General features: G+C 46.5%; 21 protein-coding genes and 1 pseudogene. 15 read left to right on the plus strand and 7 right to left on the minus strand.

All coding sequences use genetic code 11. The features are described 5' to 3' along the window. Window positions 1–700, minus strand: a pseudogene (gene patA / locus KH703_RS04370) (multidrug efflux ABC transporter subunit PatA); the annotation flags it as partial. 131 nt (window positions 701–831) lie between these two features. Here patA and KH703_RS04375 point away from each other — a divergent pair. The 6 genes from KH703_RS04375 to KH703_RS04400 all read left to right on the plus strand — a co-directional run bounded on the left by KH703_RS04375 (window position 832) and on the right by KH703_RS04400 (window position 4,512). Continuing rightward, a complete protein-coding gene (locus KH703_RS04375; protein WP_005870935.1) occupies window positions 832–1,527 on the plus strand; it encodes a Bax inhibitor-1/YccA family protein in 696 nt (231 codons plus the stop codon). Between the two features lie 94 nt (window positions 1,528–1,621). After that, window positions 1,622–2,152, plus strand: coding sequence for a preprotein translocase subunit SecG (secG, locus tag KH703_RS04380; protein WP_304294480.1), 531 nt, complete (start codon window positions 1,622–1,624; stop codon window positions 2,150–2,152). Window positions 2,153–2,253: 101 nt separating this feature from the next. Further along, complete coding sequence (gene frr / locus KH703_RS04385) at window positions 2,254–2,811, plus strand: ribosome recycling factor (protein ID WP_295150138.1); 558 nt, start codon at window positions 2,254–2,256, stop codon at window positions 2,809–2,811. 3 nt (window positions 2,812–2,814) lie between these two features. After that, window positions 2,815–3,426 (plus strand): orotate phosphoribosyltransferase, encoded by a 612-nt coding sequence (gene pyrE / locus KH703_RS04390; protein WP_304294483.1) that lies wholly within the window; start codon window positions 2,815–2,817, stop codon window positions 3,424–3,426. 100 nt (window positions 3,427–3,526) lie between these two features. Beyond that, window positions 3,527–3,952, plus strand: coding sequence for an RDD family protein (locus KH703_RS04395; RefSeq protein ID WP_304294485.1), 426 nt, complete (start codon window positions 3,527–3,529; stop codon window positions 3,950–3,952). After that, window positions 3,949–4,512, plus strand: coding sequence for a ribonuclease HII (locus KH703_RS04400; RefSeq protein WP_304294487.1), 564 nt, complete (start codon window positions 3,949–3,951; stop codon window positions 4,510–4,512). Before KH703_RS04395 ends, KH703_RS04400 begins: the two co-directional genes overlap by 4 nt. Window positions 4,513–5,086: 574 nt before the next feature. Here the strand turns inward: KH703_RS04400 and KH703_RS04405 are convergent. After that, complete coding sequence (locus tag KH703_RS04405; RefSeq protein WP_304294489.1) at window positions 5,087–5,854, minus strand: hypothetical protein; 768 nt, start codon at window positions 5,852–5,854, stop codon at window positions 5,087–5,089. 296 nt (window positions 5,855–6,150) lie between these two features. On the opposite strand from KH703_RS04405, the gene KH703_RS04410 reads away from it, so the two are divergent. Beyond that, window positions 6,151–6,870 (plus strand): TerC family protein, encoded by a 720-nt coding sequence (locus KH703_RS04410; protein ID WP_295150124.1) that lies wholly within the window; start codon window positions 6,151–6,153, stop codon window positions 6,868–6,870. Window positions 6,871–6,905: 35 nt separating this feature from the next. Then, window positions 6,906–8,426, plus strand: a complete 1,521-nt coding sequence (locus KH703_RS04415) for a hypothetical protein (RefSeq protein ID WP_304294492.1) — start codon at window positions 6,906–6,908, stop codon at window positions 8,424–8,426. 445 nt (window positions 8,427–8,871) lie between these two features. Here KH703_RS04415 and KH703_RS04420 read toward each other — a convergent pair whose 3' ends face one another. From KH703_RS04420 to KH703_RS04430, 3 genes are all read right to left on the minus strand, one after another. After that, window positions 8,872–9,900: a DUF3137 domain-containing protein gene (locus tag KH703_RS04420; protein ID WP_304294494.1), complete on the minus strand. Its 1,029-nt coding sequence runs from the start codon at window positions 9,898–9,900 to the stop codon at window positions 8,872–8,874. Between the two features lie 347 nt (window positions 9,901–10,247). Then, entirely contained in the window at window positions 10,248–10,808 is a 561-nt protein-coding gene (locus KH703_RS04425; RefSeq protein WP_040303892.1) for a Fe-S-containing hydro-lyase, read from the minus strand. Between the two features lie 10 nt (window positions 10,809–10,818). Continuing rightward, entirely contained in the window at window positions 10,819–11,664 is an 846-nt protein-coding gene (locus KH703_RS04430) for a fumarate hydratase (protein ID WP_304294497.1), read from the minus strand. A gap of 199 nt (window positions 11,665–11,863) precedes the next feature. Here KH703_RS04430 and KH703_RS04435 point away from each other — a divergent pair, with 199 nt between their 5' ends. The 3 genes from KH703_RS04435 (at window position 11,864) to KH703_RS04445 (ending at window position 14,526) form a co-directional block, all read left to right on the plus strand. Further along, window positions 11,864–12,421 (plus strand): NapC/NirT family cytochrome c, encoded by a 558-nt coding sequence (locus KH703_RS04435; protein ID WP_304294499.1) that lies wholly within the window; start codon window positions 11,864–11,866, stop codon window positions 12,419–12,421. A gap of 10 nt (window positions 12,422–12,431) precedes the next feature. Further along, complete coding sequence (locus KH703_RS04440) at window positions 12,432–13,832, plus strand: multiheme c-type cytochrome (protein ID WP_304294501.1); 1,401 nt, start codon at window positions 12,432–12,434, stop codon at window positions 13,830–13,832. A gap of 277 nt (window positions 13,833–14,109) precedes the next feature. Continuing rightward, entirely contained in the window at window positions 14,110–14,526 is a 417-nt protein-coding gene (locus KH703_RS04445) for a hypothetical protein (RefSeq protein ID WP_005870906.1), read from the plus strand. A 1,167-nt stretch (window positions 14,527–15,693) separates the two neighbouring features. On the opposite strand, the gene KH703_RS04450 is transcribed toward KH703_RS04445, so the two are convergent. Then, window positions 15,694–15,912 carry a hypothetical protein gene (locus KH703_RS04450; RefSeq protein ID WP_304294504.1) on the minus strand — a complete coding sequence of 73 codons (219 nt, stop codon included), beginning with the start codon at window positions 15,910–15,912 and terminating at the stop codon, window positions 15,694–15,696. Window positions 15,913–16,091: 179 nt separating this feature from the next. Beyond that, on the minus strand, window positions 16,092–17,003 hold the full coding sequence (locus KH703_RS04455; protein WP_304294505.1) for a tetratricopeptide repeat protein: 912 nt from the start codon (window positions 17,001–17,003) through the stop codon (window positions 16,092–16,094). A gap of 395 nt (window positions 17,004–17,398) precedes the next feature. Between KH703_RS04455 and KH703_RS04460 the strand changes: the two genes are divergently transcribed. The 4 genes from KH703_RS04460 to KH703_RS04475 all read left to right on the plus strand — a co-directional run bounded on the left by KH703_RS04460 (window position 17,399) and on the right by KH703_RS04475 (window position 22,501). Further along, a complete protein-coding gene (locus KH703_RS04460) occupies window positions 17,399–18,088 on the plus strand; it encodes a response regulator transcription factor (RefSeq protein WP_297962337.1) in 690 nt (229 codons plus the stop codon). Beyond that, on the plus strand, window positions 18,078–19,496 hold the full coding sequence (locus KH703_RS04465) for a DUF3365 domain-containing protein (protein ID WP_304294611.1): 1,419 nt from the start codon (window positions 18,078–18,080) through the stop codon (window positions 19,494–19,496). Before KH703_RS04460 ends, KH703_RS04465 begins: the two co-directional genes overlap by 11 nt. 104 nt (window positions 19,497–19,600) lie before the next feature. After that, entirely contained in the window at window positions 19,601–21,676 is a 2,076-nt protein-coding gene (locus KH703_RS04470) for a cytochrome C (RefSeq protein ID WP_304294509.1), read from the plus strand. 51 nt (window positions 21,677–21,727) lie between these two features. Then, on the plus strand, window positions 21,728–22,501 hold the full coding sequence (locus tag KH703_RS04475; RefSeq protein WP_005870892.1) for an FKBP-type peptidyl-prolyl cis-trans isomerase N-terminal domain-containing protein: 774 nt from the start codon (window positions 21,728–21,730) through the stop codon (window positions 22,499–22,501). Window positions 22,502–22,512: the final 11 nt, after the last annotated feature.

A 22,512-nucleotide genomic window follows, 5' to 3' on the forward strand; every position in this document is an offset into this window, starting at 1 on the left:
AAAAGGCATAACCGATGTAAAGATTTTGACCGAGTAACTCGTCTGAAACCTCCGTAAACTTAGCAAACTGCTCTTTTTCTTGGACAAAGGACTTGACCACACGAACGCCACGCAAATTTTCCTTGGCAATGGCATTGATGCGTTCAAGAAGGGTTTGAAACTTGGCAAAACGAGGCCCCATCATACCCATCATGACAGCAGTCAAACCAAAAATCAAGACTACCATGAGAACAATCACCCACCACAGAGAAGGTAAAGTTTGAACAGCCAGAATAAACGAACCGATGAACAAGAGGGGGAGTCTGAAAAGAATTTGGAAGGTCATCATGACGACGTTCTGAATCTGGTTGATATCATTTGTCATTCGAACAACTAGATTTCCCGCATTAAATTGTTCAATATTGGCATAAGAAAAGGTTTGGATTTTACGGAAGGCATCCTCCCGAAGGTCAGATGAAACTCCTTGGGCAATATAGGCTGCAAGGATAACATTAAGACCACCAGCAACTAGACCGACCAAGGCCACACCAATTAACCAAGCCCCTATACTATAAATGGCTTCATATTTCCCAGCAAGGAGGGCGTCTAACACTTTCTGCAGGTAACGCGGTTGCAAAAGTGAACTAGCAACCATCAAGCCTGTCATCAGAAGCGAAGCCAAGGCCTGCCACTTGTAGGTTTTTATTTTCTGAATTAGCATACTTTCTCCTTAAAAAAGTCGGGAATTATATATTACTTTCATAAATAGATAGAATTCTGCGAATTTTTAATTATATATTTACCAAATTTTCGCTAAACTCCCCGCTCATAAATCAAAAGAAGGAGAAAAATATGAGTCTATATGACAGACGAAATTACGCGGATGGCTACGAGCTATCGGACGCATCATTGGAACAAGGACGAATCTCTCAGACCATTAAACAAACCTACGCGCTTTTAACCGCTTCGATGATAGCTGCGGCGGCAGGGGCTTTTGTGGCGATGAGTTTCGGCGTGAGCTTGGCTATTCATCCATTTTTATATCTAGTGCTTTTAATGGGGCTAATTTTTGGTATGCAAGCAGCCGTAAATCGCGGCGCCAACACGATCGCGCTGGTTTTGCTTTTTGCATTTACCTTTATTACCGGTCTTACTTTAGGTAAATTGATCGCTATTTATATCGCAGCGGGTGCCGGAGACGTAGTAACGCATGCGTTTGTGGCTACGGCGATTACTTTCGGTGCTCTTACCGTTTATGCGATGAATACAAAGACAAATTTCGATTCTTGGGGCAAGCCGCTATTGGTATCGCTTGTGGCTATTATCGTGCTAAGCCTTTTGAACTACTTCTTTTTCAAAAGCACCGTGCTTGATATAGCGATTTCAGCTTTTTCAGCTTTAATCTTTTCGATGTATATTATCTATGATACTAAAAACATCATAAACGGCACCTACACTTCACCTATAATGGCTGCCGTAGATATGTATCTAAACATCTACAACCTCTTCCTTTCGTTGCTAAGAATTTTCGGCGCAAGCAGAGACTAAATTTTACGCACCGCTTCGTGCGGTGCACTCTTAACTTAAAATTTATAAATCTTTTATTATAATCGCAAATTCAATTTTTTCAAAAGGTTTTATAGTGACTACGTTATTTTTGGTTTTACAAGTCGTCTTCGCCGTGATAATTACGATCTCCGTTCTACTGCAAAAGAGCTCTTCTATCGGGCTTGGCGCATATAGCGGAAGCAACGAAAGCTTATTCGGAGCGAAGGGTCCGGCGGGGTTTTTGGCTAAATTTACCGCCGCGATGGGAATTTTATTTGTGATAAACACACTTGTGCTTGCGTATTTCTATCAGCAAGATGCTAAATCTTCCGTAGTCGATCGCGTAAAGATTGAAGCGAATGCTACTAAATCCGTACCAAACGCTGTCCCTGGTGTGCCATCCATACCTGCTTCAGGCGCAAAGCCTAATTTCGCTCCGGCAAGTACCGAGTCAAATTCCATAATTAGCGGCGAGACCAATGCGACGGATACGAAAGTCGAAGCACCAGCAGCTCCTGCGACCGACACTACCGCAGCTAGCGCGCCTGCTCGGTCGCAAGCATCAAGCGCCGCAAGCGATACCAATGCTAGCGCTACTTCCGCAGATCAAAACACAACCAAATAAACTCTAAATTTTAAAATTTAAAAGCGCAAAATCCGCGCTTTTAAATGCTATTCTTATTTTTTTAACGCTATAATTTCGCAAATTTTATTTAAAGGATTTGAATGCTAGAAGCTATCTATAAAGAGCAAAGAGCAAACGGCGATCGAGCTATCGAGGCTTTGAAAAAGGACTTTACGACGCTACGCACCGGCAAGGTGAGCGTGGCGATCCTAGATCATATTTTCGTGGATTATTACGGCTCGCAGACCCCGCTAAATCAGGTCGCGACCGTCCTTTCGACCGATGCGGTAACGATTTCGATCACGCCGTGGGAAAAGCCGATGCTAAAGGCGATCGAAAGCGCGATTGCAGCGGCGAATATCGGCGTCAATCCGACTAACGACGGCGAGAGCGTGAAGCTATTTTTCCCGCCGATGACGATCGAGCAACGCCAAGAAAATGCTAAAAAGGCCAAAGCGATGGGCGAGAAGGCCAAAATCGGTATTCGCAACGTCCGCAAGGATGCTAACGACGAGATCAAAAAGCTCGAAAAAGACAAAGCGATCTCCGAAGACGACGCCAAAAAGGGCTATGACGAGGTACAAAAGATCACCGACTCTTACTCCGCCAAGATTGACGACGCAGTTAAGGCTAAAGAAGCCGAGCTTTTGAAGGTCTGAACTGTGAATATAGAAAAAATCTATCGCGACTGCGGCGCATATCTGCGAGGGCATTTTCTGCTTTCAAGCGGCAACCACTCGGAATTCTATCTGCAAAGCGCCAAAGTGCTAGAAAATCCGGAGCTCGCGGGACGGCTCGCAGACGAGCTCGCCGCAATAATCGAAAAAGCGGGCGTGGAGTTTGACAGCGTCTGCTCGCCCGCGCTGGGCGGAATTTTAGCGGGCTACGAGCTAGCTCGCGCGGCGAAAAAGCGCTTCATATTTACCGAGCGCGTAGATCGCGTAATGAGCCTGCGCCGCGGCTTTGAAGTGCGCAAGGGCGAGAGATTTATCGTCTGCGAAGACATCATCACAACGGGCGGCTCGGCTCTTGAGAGCGCAAGGCTCATCGAAAATCTAGACGGCGAGGTCGTGGGCTTTGCCGCGCTTGCCAATCGCGGATTTTGCAAGGTCGCAAATTTAACTGGCAGCGCCGCCAAAGCGGGAGCCAAGCTGCCCGCGGATAAGCCGTTTTTTGCGCTAGGCAATTTCGAGTTTGAAATTTACGAGCCCGCGACCTGCCCGCTTTGTGCTACCGGAAGCAAGGCGATTAAGCCAGGCAGTCGCGGAAACTAGGCGCCGATTTGCTAACAAACCGCAACGAGATTAAATTTTATCCTCTAGGCTCTAAATTTATCGCGCTGGAATTTTAAAATTTAATCTAAAACGGATCGAAATGGCAAAACAAAAAGCTAAAATTTCACCGATTTTTCTGCGTGTAAAGGCCTTCATCGTCGATCTTTTCATCATCGCGATGCCCCTATTCTACGGCGTTACCTATCTCGTCTTGGGCTCGAAAGAGGCTCTGTGGCGCAACCAAGCTGCGATCGCGCTTATCTGGCTCGCATACGGCGCTATTTGCGCAGCATTTTACGCCCGCAGCGCCCAGACGCCCGGCTATAAGCTCGCGGGGCTTTATCTCATCGACGTTCGCAGCGGACGCAAAGTAAGCTTCTTTAGAGCCTTAGCTCGCTTTGGATGCTTCGTACTTGCGGGCTTTAGCGTCATCGGGCTTTTGATCTGCTTCTTTCGCAAAGATCATCTAAACTTACACGACCTGCTAAGCGGAGCCGCGCCCGTCGTGCGAAAGGACGCACAGTGAGCGGGCAGATTTGCGGTATCGACGAGGCCGGGCGCGGATGTCTTGCGGGATCGCTTTGCGTCGCTGGCTGCGTGCTGCAGCGCGAGATCGCAGGGCTTGCCGATAGCAAAAAGCTAAGCGAGAAGCGGCGCGAGGAGCTCTACGCTCAGATCATCGAAAATTCGCGCTACAAAATCGTCGAAATTTCAAGCGCGCAGGTCGATGAGGCGGGCTTAAGCTCGTGCCTAAGATCGGCGCTTGAGCAGATTCTTGCGTATTTTGCGGGTTTTAGCGGACAGATCATTTACGACGGCAACGCAAACTTCGGCGTACGCGGGCTTCAGACGCTCGTAAAGGCCGACGCGCAAATCGCCGAAGTAAGCGCCGCAAGTATCCTCGCCAAAGTCACGCGCGACCGCACGATGTATGAGCTCGCGCGGCGCTACCCGCAATACGGCTTCGCGCAAAACAAAGGCTACGGCTCGCGCGCTCACATCGCGGCGATCGAGCGGTACGGGCTCACGCCTTTTCACCGCGCAAGCTACAAGATCAAATCGCTGCAACCCTCGCTGTTTGATTAACGCGGCAGCAAGCTTGCTTGATCAGCGAGGAAAAACCGCCGATTTCGGTTGATATTCTGGACGGTACAAAACTAATATCCAAAGACGAAGTGCGCTGATTTCGACCGATATTCCGTTGGCAAACGGCGCCGAAACTCATATTTGAAGTAAGCTTGTCGATTTCAACTGATACGACAATCGCTAGTTTCGGCGGGCGGAATCCGCTTTTTGGCTAGCTCGTCAGAATTTTAACCGCACCTCCCCCCGCCCCGCGTGGCTAAAGCCCGCTCTTACACCGCTATTTGAAATTTTAACCGCGCTTTCATATCTTGTAAGAGCCCGTACAAGGTCGGATTTTATCTAAAACTGCGAGCTCGGCTCGCTAGCTTATCCGCGTCCGAATAAATTTTAAAATTCCGCGCAGCGAAAATTCAGCCCCCGCGCCGCAATAAGGCTAAATTTAAATTTGGCCTTGACGACGAGAAGGCATCGCGCTTTAAATTTAAAACCGCGCGTAAAATTTTAAATGAGATTTTGATATAAAAAAGCGGCTAAATTTTAAAATTTCATCAAATTTAGCCGCGAGATGAGGTGCTTACTTTCTTTCGTAGAAAATTACTAAGGCGTCTTCTGCCACCCTTTTACCAGTGAACGAACTTGTTTTAATAATATCATCGGCAACATCTTCGGTTACCATAAATTTATCCGACAAACTTATGCTTTTATCGGCATTCACGATAAAATTTAGCTCAATAACAGCTTTTGATGGATACTCTACTTTTTTGCGTCCAAAAACTGCATCATATTGCTCTACTGTTAGCTGCGAGTAATAGACAGCTCTCTTAAGATATTCTATAATATAATCAACGCTATATTCTTTTTGGAATTCCCCTTTTAATTTATCGTCACAATCAACCATCTTGTCTTCATCGTCGAATTCTATTTTGCCTTTAGTTTTAAATGTTTCTTGGAATTTTACCTCATTGAGTTTGCAGTGTTCTTTTGCTAGCTTAAGCAGGCCTTGCTCATCATAGACCTTACTTTTGTAATAAATCATAGCATTATTTAAAGATGTATCCAATGCTCTTTGTTTATAAGATTTAAGGCTCTCGGTTTTATCTTGCACTATCTTTACTTTCATGCGCTCCATATCCAAGTCGCAGACCATCTTGACCGTATTTAATCCGCCGTTTCCCTCTTTGCTCCACGTGATACTTTTGCATTTTTTCGAGCCCTCGATCGCCGTGCCGATACTCATCGACTTGAAATCAGGCAAAGTGTAGTTTTTCACGAGCTCTACTTCGTCATCGCCGCATCCTGTTAAAATAAACGCCGCCAGCACGACACTTAGCACGTATTTCATCTTTAACTCCTTGAGGTGAATTTTCTAGAAAATAATGCTACCCCCCCTGCTTAAAAACGGGTAAATTTAGAGCCTAAATTTTAAAATTCCGCCGCAAAAATTTCGCTCTCTCAATACACTAAATTTCGCGCATCGCAATTTTGCCGTGATAGATTTGCGGCAGAATTCCAAGATAAACCGTCCGCATCGCATCGCCTAAATCCCCGCGCAGTTTCGCGTACGAAGGCGGTAAAATTTAGAAATTTTAACCAAACTTTCGCTATCATCACGGCTTAAATTTCACCCAAAGGAAACCGATGTTTGAATGGATCGCCTCACCTGAGGCATGGATCAGCCTGGCGACGCTCACGGGGCTTGAGATCGTGCTTGGCATCGACAATATCATCTTTATCGCGATTTTATGCGGCCGCCTGCCCGAGGCGCAGCGCGGACGCGCCCGTATAATGGGGCTCGCGCTTGCGATGTTCACGCGCATACTGCTACTTCTTAGCCTAAGCTGGATCATGGGGCTTACTAAGCCGCTATTTAGCGTGCTTGCGCGCGATTTTAGCGGACGCGACCTCGTACTGATCGGCGGTGGATTGTTTCTGCTCGTCAAATCCACGCTCGAGATCCACTCCAGCGCCACGGGCGAGGCACACGAGCGCAGCGCTAGCAGCGGCAAGGCAAGCTTCGGCGGCACGCTCGTGCAGATCGCCGTTTTGGACATCATCTTTTCACTCGACAGCGTCATCACTGCCGTGGGCATGGCGCAGCACCTGCCCGTGATGATCCTCGCAGTGATCATCGCCGTGGGCGTGATGATGCTCGCTAGCGGCGCGATCGCGCGCTTCGTGGACGCAAACCCGACGATCAAAATTTTAGCGCTTGCATTTTTGATTTTGGTGGGCGTCTCGCTGATCGCCGATGGACTGGGCTTTCACATACCTAAGGGCTACATCTACTTCTCGATGGCGTTTTCGCTGCTGGTGGAGCTCATCAATATCCAGATCCGTAAAAAATCCGCCGCGAAATAGGAGGAGCGGAATTTTGCGAGATCTGAAAGGCGCGCATGAGGTTTTCTAAATTTCTTTCACCGCGACGTATCAAGCTTGCTCGCGGCGCGGCCAGGGATTTAAAGCTAGAGCCAGCGGCTGCAGATACGGCGAAATTCAGCTTTACGCTGGAGGGCTTGCGCTTTGCAGGAATTTTGGACTTAAGGCGCGACGGACTTTATCTGCCGATACGCGAGGGCGACGAGCTGACGGTGATATATGAGGCTTCGAGTTTAAATTCCGACCACGAAGCTTTGAGAGGCTTAAATTCCCGCCGCAGCGCTTTAAGCGACACCGATTTAAGCGGCGGAAATTCCGTGCCGCGCTCTAGCTGCGAAGCTCTAAACAACGGAAATTCCACTGCCGCAAATTTAGACTGCGACGCACATAGCGATACCGCGGCAAGTGCACGTCAAAATTCTGCGGTATCTGATTTAGTGGGCAAAGATTGCAGTGGTATAAATTCCGTCGCTTTGAGCTTGATCCGCGAAGACTTTAACGAGCAGGCGAACGCTAATACGGAACTTTATACTTCGAGTTTGAATTGCAAAGATTTAAGCGGCTCCCTCTCTTTAAATTCTACCCGCGAGAGCCGTGATGGTGCTTCGGTAAACTCCGCCGCTTCCGTCCTTCCACTAGATTTCGTTAATCTAAGCCTAGGCGCGCAGCGCTGGAGGGACGCCGGCAGCACGGCGCTCGCCGCGATATTCGCAGCCTTCGGCGTAGCGCTAGCCGCGATGAGCATCTACTGCATAATCTTTATCTTTGATGCAAGGGCTCCTGCAGGACTGCTAGCCCTACTCATCCTCGCGCCTTTTGCGTATTGCAGCTTTAAGTTTATGCGAAGAGACTGGCGCGCCGCAAAGTTCGGGCGCATATTCGCAGCGCTTCCGCACTCCAAAGAGCCCAAGCGAAGCGGCGAAGCGGAGGGGTATGCTAGCGGCGTGCGCGTGCTGCTAAGCGGCGATGTTTATTATTATGGCTTCGCGCTGGACGGGCTATATTTATCGGGCGACAGCAAGCGGCGTATCGTCTCCGGCGCGCTACGCACAGATCAGAATTTAGCGGAGCTTGCGGACGGCGAAAATTGCATGAAATTTAAGAATTTAGACGCAGAAAATTCCGCAAATTCTACGAGCGTTAAGAATTTTGCAAAATCAGCAAATTCCGCAAGCTCTGTAAATTCTACTAACGCAAGAAATTCTATAAATTTCGCCCGCTCCGCCAAAGCCACGGCACCCGCCAAGGCGAAGGACGCTTCGCAGAGCTTTGAGCTGCAAAACGGCGATATTCTCCGCGCTCGCTACAAAGACTACCGCGTAAGCGGGCTTTGGAATCAAAGCCGCGGCATGAAGCTAGGCGATACGCGCAGTGGACTTCGGCGCGTAGCAGATTTTATCGCGAGCGTGGCGCTACAAATAGGTCTGCGTCTAGGCGGCGCGCTCGTGCTGACGCAGCTCGGCGATCACATCGGCGGCTCCTTCGGCAACGCCCTAAGCTTTATCGGATTTTTGCTGCTGCTTAGCCTTATGCTTTGAAAGGCGAATTTCAAGCGACAACCTCGCGGAATTTTGCAACTTCAAGGAATTTCAAATTTCGCAATTTCGCAGAATTCCGCAGCAAGCGGATTTGGATTTTAAATTTCAAGGCGCGGCAAAATTTCAAATTTCAGGCGCGTAAGATTTCGGCTGCGAAATTTTAAAATTCTAAATTTTACAGCGTAGAATTTCAAGGTGCGGATTTTAATTTCAGAATTTTAAATTTTGCGGTGCAGAATTCCGTAGCGTGAATTAAAATTTTAAATTTCAAAATGCGCGGGATTTCAAGGCGCGTGAAATTCCAAGCACGAAACCCAAAAGCAAAATTTTAAAATTTCAAATTTTAAGGCGCGCAGAGCTGTAGCATGTGGAAGCCGCAGCACGGCGTGTGAAGTTATAGTGCGCGAGGCTGTGACACGCAAAGCTACGGCGAGCCGCCTGCTAGCTAGCTCCAAATTCTTTCGTTTAGTTTTAGGTTTTTTACGATCGCTAAAAAATGCGAAAGCTCGCGCTTGATTAACGCGGCAGGGTCGTGGCGTAGCACGCTTTCGTCTATGTCGGGCTCGAAATTATCGCGCCCCGTATTTACGAAAATATAAATTTTGCTATCTGCGAAGCTAAGGCTAACGGGCGCGGCCACGGCGTCTGCGAAGCGCAAGAGCCTCCGCATAAAGGCGGGCGTCAGAATATACATCGCGCCTGCCGCATCCTCGCAATACACGGCGAAGGCGGCGTTAAACTCCGCATCGTCCATATCGATCTTTTTTAGCCCGAGGGTGTTCGGCGCGCCGGCGCAAGCGGGAAAGATCAGGGTTTTGGCGCTTATGCGTTTGTTAAATTCCGCGTAGAAAAAGGTGTCTAGGATTTCACTTTCCAAAATTCTATTAAACAATTTCACATCGCAAAACGCAAACCTCACGCCGTCATAAACGCCCGAGACCCTGTCATTGCCGTATAAGTATCTGTCTAGTCGAAAAAAGAGCCCGGAGAGCTTGAGTTTGGCGGGATCGATATCACCTGAAATTTCATATCGATAGCCGAACGCCTTAAAATAGGGCATTAGATAGTGCTCTTTAAAAGCGCGCCGAAATTTTACCGAATAATCTCGTTTAAAGATTCTAAATAATACGAATAAGCCAGAAGCAGCCAAGATTAAAATTATAATCGCGAGTAAGATATATTTGGAAATCGTGGGGCGATTTTGTAAATCAACTAAAAATAGGCATATTATAAAAAGACCCGCGGCTTGGATTATCGTAGCTTTTATGGGGGTTTGATCGAACAAAATAACCATGATAATAACAACTGCGAATAATCCGATAAAAAACGCCAAATCTTCTATGCTTCCTCCGTCGCGCAGTTTGCATACCGAAAACGCGCCGTAGCCGAGCATGCACGCCGCCGCGAAGATCGTATTTCTTTTCGCCTTATACAAAAGCCCCAGTCTGATCTGCTCCAGCTCGCTCGCGCTCAATCGCCCCTCCTAAAATTTAAATCCGATTATGGCGCTAGCGAGCTTTAAATTTGCTTAGGAACGGCGACGAAATTTTAAAATTTAGACTTGCGTAAATTTATGGTTAAATTTTAGCGGCGGATCGTCTAAATGAAGCAAAGGCGGAATTTTGGTAGAAATTTAAGCGGCACGAAATTTTAAAAATTCCGTGCCGTAAGAGAGATAAAATTTCACTACGCCGCGTCGTAAAATTTCGCGAAACAAACGCCGCAGATTATGCTGCGAAATTTAGGGTGCCCGAGCGAACGCCGATAAATTTACGGGCGCTCGCGCCGCAAAAAGCGCCGCGCGGACGCCGCTAGCAAAATTTAAATTTTTCTATAAGGTGCCTGTCCGACTTCGTAGAAGTTATTGCCCTCGCTGTCGATCGCTACGATAGCCGGAAAATCCTCTACGGTAAGTCGCGCAACCGCCTCGGGGCCGAGCTCGGGATAGGCTAATACTTCATATTTTTTGATACTTTGGCTGATTAGCGCGCCCGCTCCGCCGATAGCGACCATATAGACGCAGCCTGATTTTTTCATCGCCTCTACGACGGCGTCGCTGCGGTAGCCCTTGCCGATCATGCCGTTGATGCCGACTTCGTTTATCATCGTCGGAGTATATTTATCCATGCGTCCGCTAGTCGTAGGTCCTGCAGCGCCGATAGCCTGACCCGGTTTGGCAGGGGTCGGCCCCAGATAATATATCGTCTCGCCGGCTAAGTTTACGGGTAGCTTCTCGCCGCGAGCGAGAGTTTCGGTTAGAGCCTTGTGTGCGGCATCGCGAGCTGCGATGATGGTGCCGCTGATTAGGACGTTATCGCCCGCCTTTAGGCTTTTTACTACGCTTTTATCGAAAGGCGCGGTAATTCTTTTAACTTCTGACATGATTTCCTCCTTATAGTTCGGCATCGGCATGGCGAGCCGCGTGGCAGTTGATATTAACGGCGACCGGAAGCCCTGCTATGTGGGTCGGATACCACTCTACATTTACCTTAACGGCGGTATTTATGCCGCCCAAACCCTGCGGACCGACGCCCGTAGCGCGCGCCATCTCCAATAATTCATCCTCTAGCTTGGCGTAGCGCTCGTCGGGATTTCTGCTGTCGATCGAGCGAACCGCGGCTTGCTTGGCCAAAAGCGCCGCCTTATCCATCGTGCCGCCGATACCGATGCCTACGACCATAGGAGGGCAAGCGTTAGGACCAGCGTATTTGACCGCCTCTAAAAATACTTTTTTTACCCCCTCGATGCCGTCTGCCGGTACGAGCATTTTTAGCACCGATTTGTTTTCACTACCGAAGCCTTTTGGGGCTACTTTGATCTTAAGCTTGTCGCCGGGGACGATGCGGGTATTGATGACTGCGGGAGTATTGTTCGTGGTGTTTTTGCGCTCAAAAAGTGGCTCTGCGACCACGGATTTGCGCAGATAGCCGCCTACGTAGCCGTCCGCAACACCTGCGTTGATAGCATCCTCCAGATATCCGCCCTCGATATGTACGTCCTGACCGAGTTCGACAAAAACCACCGTCATACCGGTATCTTGGCAGATCGGCGCGACCTCTTTTGCCGCCAAATCGGCATTTTGCAAAAGCTTGCCTAAGATATCTTTGCCGATAGGCGAAGTCTCGTTCTCGCGCGCTTTCTCAAATGCCGCGCGCATATCTGGCGTGACGTGATAACAGGCTTTTTTGCAAAGTTCGCTGACTACTTTGGTAATTTCATCCGCTTGGATCGTTTTCATGATCTCTCCTTGTATTGAAATTTTAATGGATTATATTCCTTTAAACTAAAAATTTAGTTTAAAATTTTATCTTCATTTAATAAATTTTAACAAAAGGCTAGAAAATAAGCGGTTTTTAATCTTTTTATAATAAAATACCGCTTTCCGAATTATCAAATACTAAAAATTTTGCGAAGAAATTTTAAAATCAAGGAAACCTATGAAAAAGAAAACTCTTGTGCTGCTCGTGGGCGCTTGTGTGCTTATAGGAATGATACTTTCTCTTGGGATTGCGGAGATGGTTCACCTTACGGGCACCGATAAATTCTGCGTATCCTGTCATACGATGCAGCCGATGGCAAACGCCTTTCACAACGATGTTCACGGCGGCAATAACCCGCAAGGCTTCAAGGCCGATTGCGTCGCCTGTCACGTTTCTCATGAAAATACCTTTATGTATCTTTGGACTAAAGCTCTAACCTCCGCAAATGATGTCTACAAAACGGTCTTTACCGATGCCGATAAGATCGACTGGCAAGAAAAGCGCAAGGAGCGAAATCATTTCGTTTATGAAAGCGGCTGTCTAAGCTGCCATCGAAATTTAAAAGAGCAGAATAACCAAGTAAATAAAGCCTGGCTCGCGCATAGGGATTATTTCGCGGGCACTATCGGCAAAACCTGCGTGCAGTGCCACGAAAACGTCGGCCACAAAAATATGGGTATAGAGATTACCAAATATTGGGATAAATACAACCAAGAAAATAACAAAACCAAGTAAAGGAGAAGCAATGCTAAAAAAAGTCGCTATTTTAATAGCCTGTATCGCATCGTTTGCATTCGCAGAAATGCCCGCGCAGCATGCGAATATGTCCGCGTCGGACGCGAACGTAAGCAATTCTGTAAACGTTAGTCTTACGAAGAATTTAAAGGTAAATAGGCAGCTTACGCCGCTAGCTAGACGCTGCGTCGAGTGCCATGCCGAAAAAACTCCGGGCGTCGTTGCGGATTGGAAGATGAGCCGCCACGCTCACGTAGGCGTTAGCTGTACCGACTGCCACTCGCAGCCAGCAGATAGCCCTATGGCAGCTAAAGAGCCGCATCCGAAAGACACAGACAATCATATTTCGGTGCTAATTAGCCCAAAAACCTGTGCCAAATGCCACAGCAACGAGGTTAAAGAGTTTGAAAACAGCGGTCACGCAAGAGGTGCTATGCAGATGCAAGCCAACAAAGGAATGGTTGATCTAATGTATCACTACGAAGGACGTGATATCCCTGATCTTAAACACGCGCCTGATATTACCGGCTGCTCTCAATGCCACGGTAGCGTCATTAAAATGGATGAGCATAACAAGCCTACCAAAGAGACCTGGCCCGTTTACGGCATCGGTACGGTTTATCCGGACGGTAGCGTAGGCGGATGCAAATCATGCCACTCGAGTCATAAATTTTCGATTGCTGAAGCTCGTAAGCCTGCTGCTTGCGCATCTTGCCACTTAGGACCTGATCATCCGGATATCGAAATTTACAACAACTCAATGCACGGACACGTATTTAACGCTGAAGGCAATGAGTGGAAATTTGACAGCGCTCCTGGTACTTGGGCAGTTCCTGACTACCGCGCCCCTACATGCGCGACCTGCCATATTAGCGGCGGTGTGGGCGATCTAAACTCCACTCACAATGTATCTCAACGCTTGAAGTGGAATTTGTGGCAGCCTAAGAGCAATCTACGCACCGGCGGTAATGAGACCGCGGTAAGCGAGTTTTTAAATACCGGCAAGTTAAACATTGGTAATCCTTTGGCGGGTAACCTAAACGGTCCTGAGGCAGCGCGTGCGGAGATGAAGCAAGTCTGCAAAGAGTGCCACGCAAGCACCCACACGAATAATTTCTTTGAGGTGGGCGATAAGCAAGTGCTTCTATATAACGTTTACAACGACGAAGCGACTAAGATGCTAAAAGAGCTTAAGGAAAAGAAACTTCTAAAAGACGATCCTTGGGCGGATGCGTTCCAGCGAATCTATTATGTTTCATGGCATCACGAGGGTCGCAGAATGCGCCAAGGCGCGCTAATGGGCGGACCTGATTATTCGCATTGGCACGGTGTGTTCGAGGTCAAAAACGACATCAGAGAGATGCGCGAAATCTATGAGCGTCGCATCAAAACCGGCAAGATCGAGGAATAATCCTTCTTAGTCTGCTAAATTCTGTCAGACTAAACAGATCGAGCTTGTAAGCCCCTGCACTTCGCGGGGGCTTTTTTGTTTGGATAAAATTTTGGAATTTTGTTTCTTAATCCGCAAAGCCCATCAAAAAGCGCTCCTAAAAGCACTACAAAATCACTGTCTAATTTATTAAGATCATTGAGAATTTATGATGGAAGCGGCTGATAAATTAGAGTAAATTTATCTCTTTGCAATCCAAAATTAGCTACAATCGCGCATATCATTTAAAAGGAATTTTATGGATAAGCAAACGGCATTAGACTTTTTGAGACTTCATCAGCCGATGCCTGCGCAGCTTTCGGATCAGCTCGCGGCAGAGTTTCGCGCGGTACGGGAGTTTTTGCGTGATAATCCCTGCGACGAGGCGCTTGAGCCGCTTTTGCGCTCGCTAAACGAGGGCGACGGCGCAGGTGAATATCCACTCGTGGACGAGGTGCTAGGTGCAGCGGACGATGCTGCTGCGGTAGCTGCGATTAGAGCGGTCTTGGAGGATCCGAGCACTGGCAGCGGAGCGCGATTTTGGGCGACGCTTTTTAGCGTGAGCTTCGTTCGTAAGGAGCTCATCGCAAGCCTAGAGACATCGCTTAAATACGCAAACGATGATTTGATCGAGCTTACGAAGGAGCAGATCGAAATGTTTAAGCAGCTGACGTAAAGCTGGCTGCGTAACTTATAGTTGCGCCTTGCTCGCCAGATTGAGCCGCTACAAAGTAAATCCAAATTTATAAAAATCGGCTTAATCACAGGCTGCTTTTAAATTTTAAAATTTTGCGGTCGCTTAAAATTTTTTAGAGGCGGCGATTATGCAAGAGGCGCGCTTTATTTTCTATGCGCTGTGGTAGGCACCCTGTGCGCGAAATTTCTATCGGCAAAATAGCGTCGCCGTTAAGCGGCAAGTGGCACAGGCTCCGAGAGGTATCTACCTAGGGAGGGTAGAAATTTCACGGCGTCGTTTGAAGTAAAATTTTAAATCTACAGGCTTGTGATAGAATTTAAGTCGTAATAGTGAAGTAGAATTTAATATGCGGCGAGCACGACGCTGAAATTTTAAGCTTGCGTCGCGCAGTGACTGGATTTCGCTCGGTGCGATCCGTACGGAATTTTAAGCCGTAAAGATAAGGCGGAATTTCTCATACGCGATTTTTTTGAGACGAAATTTTAAGCAATGAGTTTGAGGCGGAATTCTGAGGCGTGAGTTAGATTATAAACTTGCACCGTCGGTGGAGGATACCGCGCCTTTTTTGCTCTGAGAACTCCTACCGCACGGCAAAGGATTTTGCGCCATTTCGCAAGCGATCTTGTAGCGAGGCTAGGCTATGAGTCTTGGTGCAGGGCATAGAAATTTGGGCGGGTGCGATCCGCGTAGGATTACACGGCACAGATTTTGCGTCCCCTTCTGCACTACTAAAAATTCTACTGAGCGGAGTTGCGATCTAGAAATTTTGCAGCGGCACAAAATTGCCTGGCGCGGATTTTGAGCTTGCGCGAAATTTTACACCGCTAGCATTCAAGAAGCGTAAAATTTTAAATTGCATGCCGCTTTAAAATTTTAAACTTATAAAATTTGAGCCGCGCTTACTTTTAAATCCTAATTACGCGCCATGTTTGGTGATGAAATTTTAAAATTTTATCACGCCAAGAGTAGCTCGATTGATTGGCGGGCGTAGCTAAAAACAAGATAGATAAAATGCATCAGCGCGTGAAGCGGGGCTAAATTTAAACTGCTGGCGAAATTTTAAAGCGCGGCCCAGACCGCTTGCGGGCGCTCGACCTTGGCTTTAAAATAGTTAAATTTAGCGCTAGTGCTCGCAAGACGCTTCGGCTACCTGATTTTTGCGGTGCCGAAGCAAAGTCCGTTTTCGTTGCACTGCATATTTTCGATTTGCGGATCCTCGCTTTCGCCGCAAATTTGGATCATCTGATGCGACGCCTCATCCATTTTGGGTTCGCTGCAATGCGAAACGCCTGGCTTTGGCTGCTCAGGATTGGAGCAGCCGCATACAAACAGCGCTGCGCAGGCGAATAAAAGAGCATTTTTCATTTTAAATCCTTTTAAAAAATTTCGTAATTTTATCTTTACAAAACTGAAATTTTACGGAATTTAAAGCGTTTCGGATAATTTAATGCGCCCTTACGGCGAGTATGGCGGCGAGCACAGCGATGAAATTTTAAAATTTCATCGCGCTAATTCATATTCTTGTATAAATTTTTAAAATCACCTCAGCGGGTGGCTTTTTCGCAAGATTTTTGTAGTATTTTATTTGAGCTCTCGCTTGTGTTTTTCCTGCCCAATTTGCACGCCTTGTCGTAGTATCTCATCGCCGCTCTTTGATCGTCGCTCTCTATATTAGAGGCGTATATCGCGCAAGATACCCAGTTCCCCTCAGAATCGCAAGATATTCTATAGTCTTCGGCGATTTCCATTCTGGCTATGTATTCCATAGATTTTAAAATTTTCGCTTCAAACTCGTCGTATCTGTCGTAAAATTGCTTTAGCTGATCGTTCAACGCAGGGTTATTTTTAAATGCGGGATCCGAGATATTTTTACCTAGCTCGCAAGCTTTTTTATAGTATTTCTCCGCTTCATTATTATCCTTTCCATCCATAGACAAGGCGTACATCTCGCAAGCAAATACATCGCCATTGCTATCGCAATCCTTCTTTTTCTGCGCGGACATCTTTGCCATATCGGCCTTATCACCTCTCACAAGAGTCGCCATAGTGCAGCCACTTTCATAGCCCGTATCGCATGCCTTTTCAAAGAGCTCAAGAGCTTTTTTATTATCTTTTGCTACTACTTTTCCTTTGCGATAAAATTCTCCTAATTCAAAACAACTAAAAGCTTGGCCGCCGTCGCATGCTTTTTTATAAAATTTAAAGGCTTTTGTCAAATCTTGTTTTGGCATTTTTATACCAAAATTATCGCTGCTTCCAGGGATATTTTCATATAATATGCCGAGAGTAGCGCAGACTTCCTCATACTTCGCGGTTCCGTTTTCATTCGTGAAGTCTTTACCACTCTCGCAAACTTTTTCCATTTCACTTATTGCTTCCTCATCCGTAAGCTCTTTTGACTCCTCGGCAAACACAAATGAGCTTAAAAAAGCTAAAGCTAAAATGAATTTTTTCATTTCTTTCTCCTTAAAATTTTTCGTATTATTTCACTTTTTGTTGTCAGATACTGTCATTTAATGATGTTAAAATTTTTATTACTTTCTTTAATTTTAAAAATTCCACAGAAGTATACCCCCCCTCCCCCCCTTAATAATCACTAAAATTTAAACAAAGTATTGCTTATCCGTGACTCTTTTGCGCTCGCTGTCGCCCGCCGTAAATTTCACGTAAAGCGGGATTAAATTTTACGAAATTTCTAGGCGGGGGCGGTAGAAGCGCAAGCGTAGAGGGACAAATTTAAAACGCGAGCTATATTTAACGTTAGTTTAATGCTAAATTTATATAATTTAAGCGAGTTATATTTAAGAGATGATTAAGAATGAAATGTGCTAAGCTTGGAGGCGGATAGAGTATGCAAGATTACGAATTATTGGACGTTTTGTCCAATAAAAGGGTTCTTTGCCTAGAGGACGAGCCCGGGATTTTAAAAAATATAACCGAATCGCTACAGCTGTTTTTCGGCGAAGTAGTGGGGGTTAAGGACGGGCTGGAGGCGCTTGATGAGGCGATGAGCGGTTCGTACGACGCACTGGTTTTTGATATCGGCGTGCCGCATATGGACGGGCTAGAGGTCGTTAAAAAGATCCGTGCTGCCGGCATCTCGGTGCCGATCGTGATACTTTCGAGCCACACCGAGCAGGAGTATCTGTGGCGGGCGGTGGAGCTTAAGATCACTAGGTATCTGCCTAAGCCGTACGACAAAAACGCCTTTATAAAGGCGCTGCAAGACGTCGCTGCGGAGCTGATAAATCACGCGCCGATATTTAGCATAAACGATGAGCTAAAATATGATTTTGCCAAAAAGATCATCTACGTAAAAGACAGCGCCTGTCATCTTTCCAAAAGCGAGAGCAAGCTTTTGGAGTACTTCTTAGCGCGCAAAAATCAAACCGTAACCTACGAGCAGCTATTCGACTATATGTGGGAGTTCGAGCAGCCCAGCAAGGAGGCGATCAAGGCGATCGTCAAAGAATTGCGCCGCAAGATCGGCAAGGACGTGATTAAAAATTTATATGCGGTGGGGTATCTCTTTGAAGTATAAATTTAAATTTATCGTAGCGGTTTTCGTGCTGCTATATATCGTAATTACGGCTTTGGTTTTTAACTTCTACCGCGAGCTTGCGCTAAAAGACACGAGGCGCGAGGCGTTTTATATCCTAGATACGATGAATGCGGTGCGCGACTACGTCTCGACCGTGCAGCGCCCGCTAATAAATGAGCTTAAAGAAAAAAAGCTTCTAAGCGAAGATTTTTTCGATCCGAGGCTGATGTCCTCGACCTACATAACGCGCGAAATTTATAAAATTCAGCTCGCCAAAAATCACATCAACTACGACTACAAGCTCGTCGCTACCGAACCACTCAATCCCGAGCACGAAGGAAGCGAGTTTGAGAATGAAATTTTAGAGGGCTTTAAAGAAAACAGATATAAAGAATACTCCAGAGTCATCTATGATAAAGGTGGCGCCTCGTATCTTTTGAGTTTGCCGATAACAAACTCTCAGCCTTCGTGCACCGAGTGCCACAGCATCAACGCAGCGCCTAAAAAGATGCAAGAGCTCTACGGAGATGTGGGAAATTTCAAAGGCGGCCTAGGCGATACGATTGCGATGATAAGCTTTAAAATTCCGATAAAAAGCATTCTGCTCTACCACACCAAAGAGTTCGTCGTTAGCGGCCTAAGCTTGCTTGTGGTGTTTTTGATCTGTATATTTTGTATCTATAAAATTCACAAAAAAAACGCGACTTTAAAGATGCAAACGCAGCTTTTGCTGATAAATCAAAGCCGCCTAGCGCTAATGGGCGAGATGATCGGCAATATCTCGCACCAGTGGCGCCAGCCGCTATCGCAGATCAGCTCCACGCTCATAAATTTAGAGCTTTATAACGAGCGGGGCAAGCTCTCAAAAGAGAGGCTCGAAGGCGGCATAAAAGACGCAGGCGAGCAGGTGAAATTTATGAGCGATACGATCGAGGATTTTAAAAATTTCTTCAATCCGAACATGCCAAAGAAAGAATTTAGCGCCAGCGAGGCGATCGAGCAGGCGCGTAAAATTTTAAACGCCTCGCTTAAAAAGCACGTCATCGACATAAGCGTGCGGATAGAAGAAAATTTTACGCTTTACGGCAACGTAAACGAGCTCATCCAGGTGCTCATAAATATCATAAACAACGCAAAGGAGGCGTTTTTGGACGTGCCGCTTAAACGGCGCGAGATTAAAATTTGCTCGTTTTTAAAACAGGGCGAGCGAGTAATCACGATCGAAAATAACGCAAGCCACATCGATGAAGCGCAGCTAGATAAAATTTTTGAGCCGCACTTTACGACAAAACAGCAGGGCAGCGGGCTCGGGCTATATATGAGCAAGATGATAATCGAAAAAAACGGAGGAAGCATAAGCGCTGCGAATTTCGAGGAGGGCGCGATATTTACGATATCTTTTCGTTAAATTTAGACTTCATTAAATTTCTCCCTTTTTCACCCTTTTTTGTTGATATTATTTCGAGCGTAGAACTTTGCTAATTTAAAATTTCGATTTTCAAAGGAGGAGCCATGAAAAAATGGAATAAGATGCTACTAGGCGCGCTAGCCTGTATTAGCATTTTTGCCGCAGGAGCCTATGCTGATGAAGGCATGGGGCATGAGATGGAAATGTCGCAAAAATCGCGCGACGTCATCGCAAATCCTAAGGGCACGTTGCAAAGCAGAGGCGTCATATCCTTGCAGGACTACGTCGTAGAAGAGCGAGAGATGTATGACTGGCTATTTAAAAATCACCCGATTTTTACCAAATACGGCGGTAAAACGGTCGGCAAGATGGATGTACATGACCGAGGTTTGGAGTGGCTTGCGGAAGGTCACGGATTTGACTTTTCCAAGGCCAGCAAAAGAGACGACGGCAAGGGCTATAGCTCTATGATGTATAGAATCCCTGCGGGCTCTTCGCTGCAATTTCCGAATAAATTCATAGGCCCTGAAAAATGCGGCGAGTGCCACCCTGCGCAGTATGAGACATGGAGCAGATCGCGCCACGCCACTACTATCCGCTTCCCGGGCGAGCACCCGGAGGTTAATAACAACTTAACCGATCCTGTATTTAGCCCGGATACGGCGTCGATCCTTCCAAAAGGTATTACCCCTGACGTAATTTATGCGACTGTGGGGCATCTAAGGACAAAATTCGGCTACGTAGATGCATGGCTTCTACGCGGAACCTATCACGTAGAGGGCGGTTTGCTAAGAGATGGTACCGGTCAAATCGTAGCCGGCGGTAACCAATTCCAAAGGACTTGGGCGTTAAATTTAGACGATGAGACGGTCAAAAAGATCAAAAAGATCGTTCCTGAATTCCCAGGCACGCTTGAGGAATACGGCGATAACGGCGGTTACGTAAGAGGTCTTGCGTCGTATGCTGCGAAATACAAAAAATCGATGTTTTTCCAAGCAAACAGCTCGTATTGCGAAGTCTGCCACCCATTCAAATTCGATTTTAAAACTAAAAAAGAATTCTATGCTGCTTTGGGTAACGCAAAAGAGCTTCAAAAGCACACTATCTCCAAGGGTATCACCTGTGAAGAGTGCCATGGAGCGGGCGGTCACCTTGACGGCGCTACAAATTTTAGAACCTCAAACTGCGAACGCTGCCACCAAAGATTTAACTATAGCCCTGATTTGGCTCGTGCTAATCCGCTAAACAACGGAAATCCCGACCTATCTCTTAGCTCTAAATTTAAATCTATGGGACCAGGCTGCGGCTCTGAAGGCTCTCAGTCCTACTTTACTGCTCACTACGAGAAGGGTATGCGCTGCGTAACCTGCCACGATCCGCACGATAACACCGGACCGGTAGTTGGCGATAAAACCGTCAAGGGCGTAAATTACAACTCAGAGCAGGGCTATTTGAGCGCGTTTTATACGAAGCCTAAGATCACAAAAGAGTGCAAAGACTGCCACCAAGAGCAAGCCTACATCGCCGCAAGAGCCGATACACATAAAGACAACACCTGCGCATCTTGTCACATGCCGTTTATGATGAGCTGCGAGAACTTCTACGCTATTCAGTTCCAAGATAACGCGGGATTTGATACTCAAAGAAGATCTCACATCTGGAAGATCGACATCGATCCTGCTAGAAAATCTCTAGTCGCAGGCGATGCCGCTAAAGGTCCAAGAGATGCGAAAGATTGGCACTTCCAAAGAAATAAAGATGGACGAAATTTCGTCGATCTTATGTGGTCGTGCGCACGAACATCTTGGGCGGATAAAGATATGCAAGATACCAAAGGCTGCCACAGCCCTGTCGTTTCCGAGCTAAAAGAGACGCTTCACTTCAAGAATCAAAAGCAGGTTTACGATGAGGTTATGGGCTGGCAAACTCCAATTAAGAGCGATTTCTCGCAAGTTAAGATCGGTATTCAAGGAATTTACTCTATCCTTGAGACCAAAAAGCTTAACTCCAGCGACAAAACTCGCGTTTACGAGCTAATCGAAAAAGCTCAAGACACCGTTGATCTTATCGAAAAAGACGGCTCGTGGGGTATGCACGGATTTAAATATACTAAGCAAAGGCTAGAAGCCGCTAAAGAGTATATCAAAGAGGCTCAAAGAATTTTAAATAATAATTTATAATTCTTTCGGGGTCGCGTAAGCTCGCGGCCCCGAAATTTAAAAGGCAAATGTATGCAAAAAAGACTAAAAATTTTCTTGCCTATCGTTTTGGCAAGCTGCGCGTTGGGCGCGAATTTAACTACGCAAGAACAAAAAGAATCTTATAGCATCGGAGCTTCCACCGGAAGCTATGTTTCAAACCAGCTGCATTCACAAGCCGCGTTAGGTGTCAAATACGACTTAGATGCGGTGATAGAGGGGTTTTTGGACGCTCTTAAAAAGCAGCAGAAGCTAAAAGATGAGGAAATTATTGCGCTTTTGAATCAAAGAGCCGATAAATTAAATAAGATCGTAGAAACAAATTCCAAAGCGGAGCTTGATAAAAATTTAAAAGCAGGCAAGGAATTCATGGCGAAAAATGCCAAAAATCCGGACGTTAAAACCACAAAATCCGGTCTTCAATATGAAATTCTAAAGCTAGGCATGGGCGAAAAGCCAAAGCCCGAGAGCGTAGTGGTGATGAACTATAAGGCGTATTTGACGAACGGTAGCGTATTTGACGATACTTTCGCATCTAAAATTCCGGCGCATCTTTCTATGATAGGCTTAATCGATGGATTGCGCGAGGGGCTGCTTTTGATGAATACAGGCTCGAAATATAAATTTACAATCCCTAGTAATTTAGCCTACGGCAACGTGGACGTAGATAGAATTCCTGCGGGTTCTGTGGTGATTTTTGAAGCCGAACTACTAAAGGTTTTAAAGCCCGGCGAGCTTGCCGATGCGGCCAAAAAGCTTAGCGAGAGCGAGGCTAAAAGCTTTCACGACGCGAACAAAACAAAGTAGTTTTGCTTAAA

Origin of the sequence: Campylobacter gracilis (assembly GCF_018374135.1) — a bacterium.
In the GTDB taxonomy this organism is placed as follows: domain Bacteria; phylum Campylobacterota; class Campylobacteria; order Campylobacterales; family Campylobacteraceae; genus Campylobacter_B; species Campylobacter_B gracilis_A.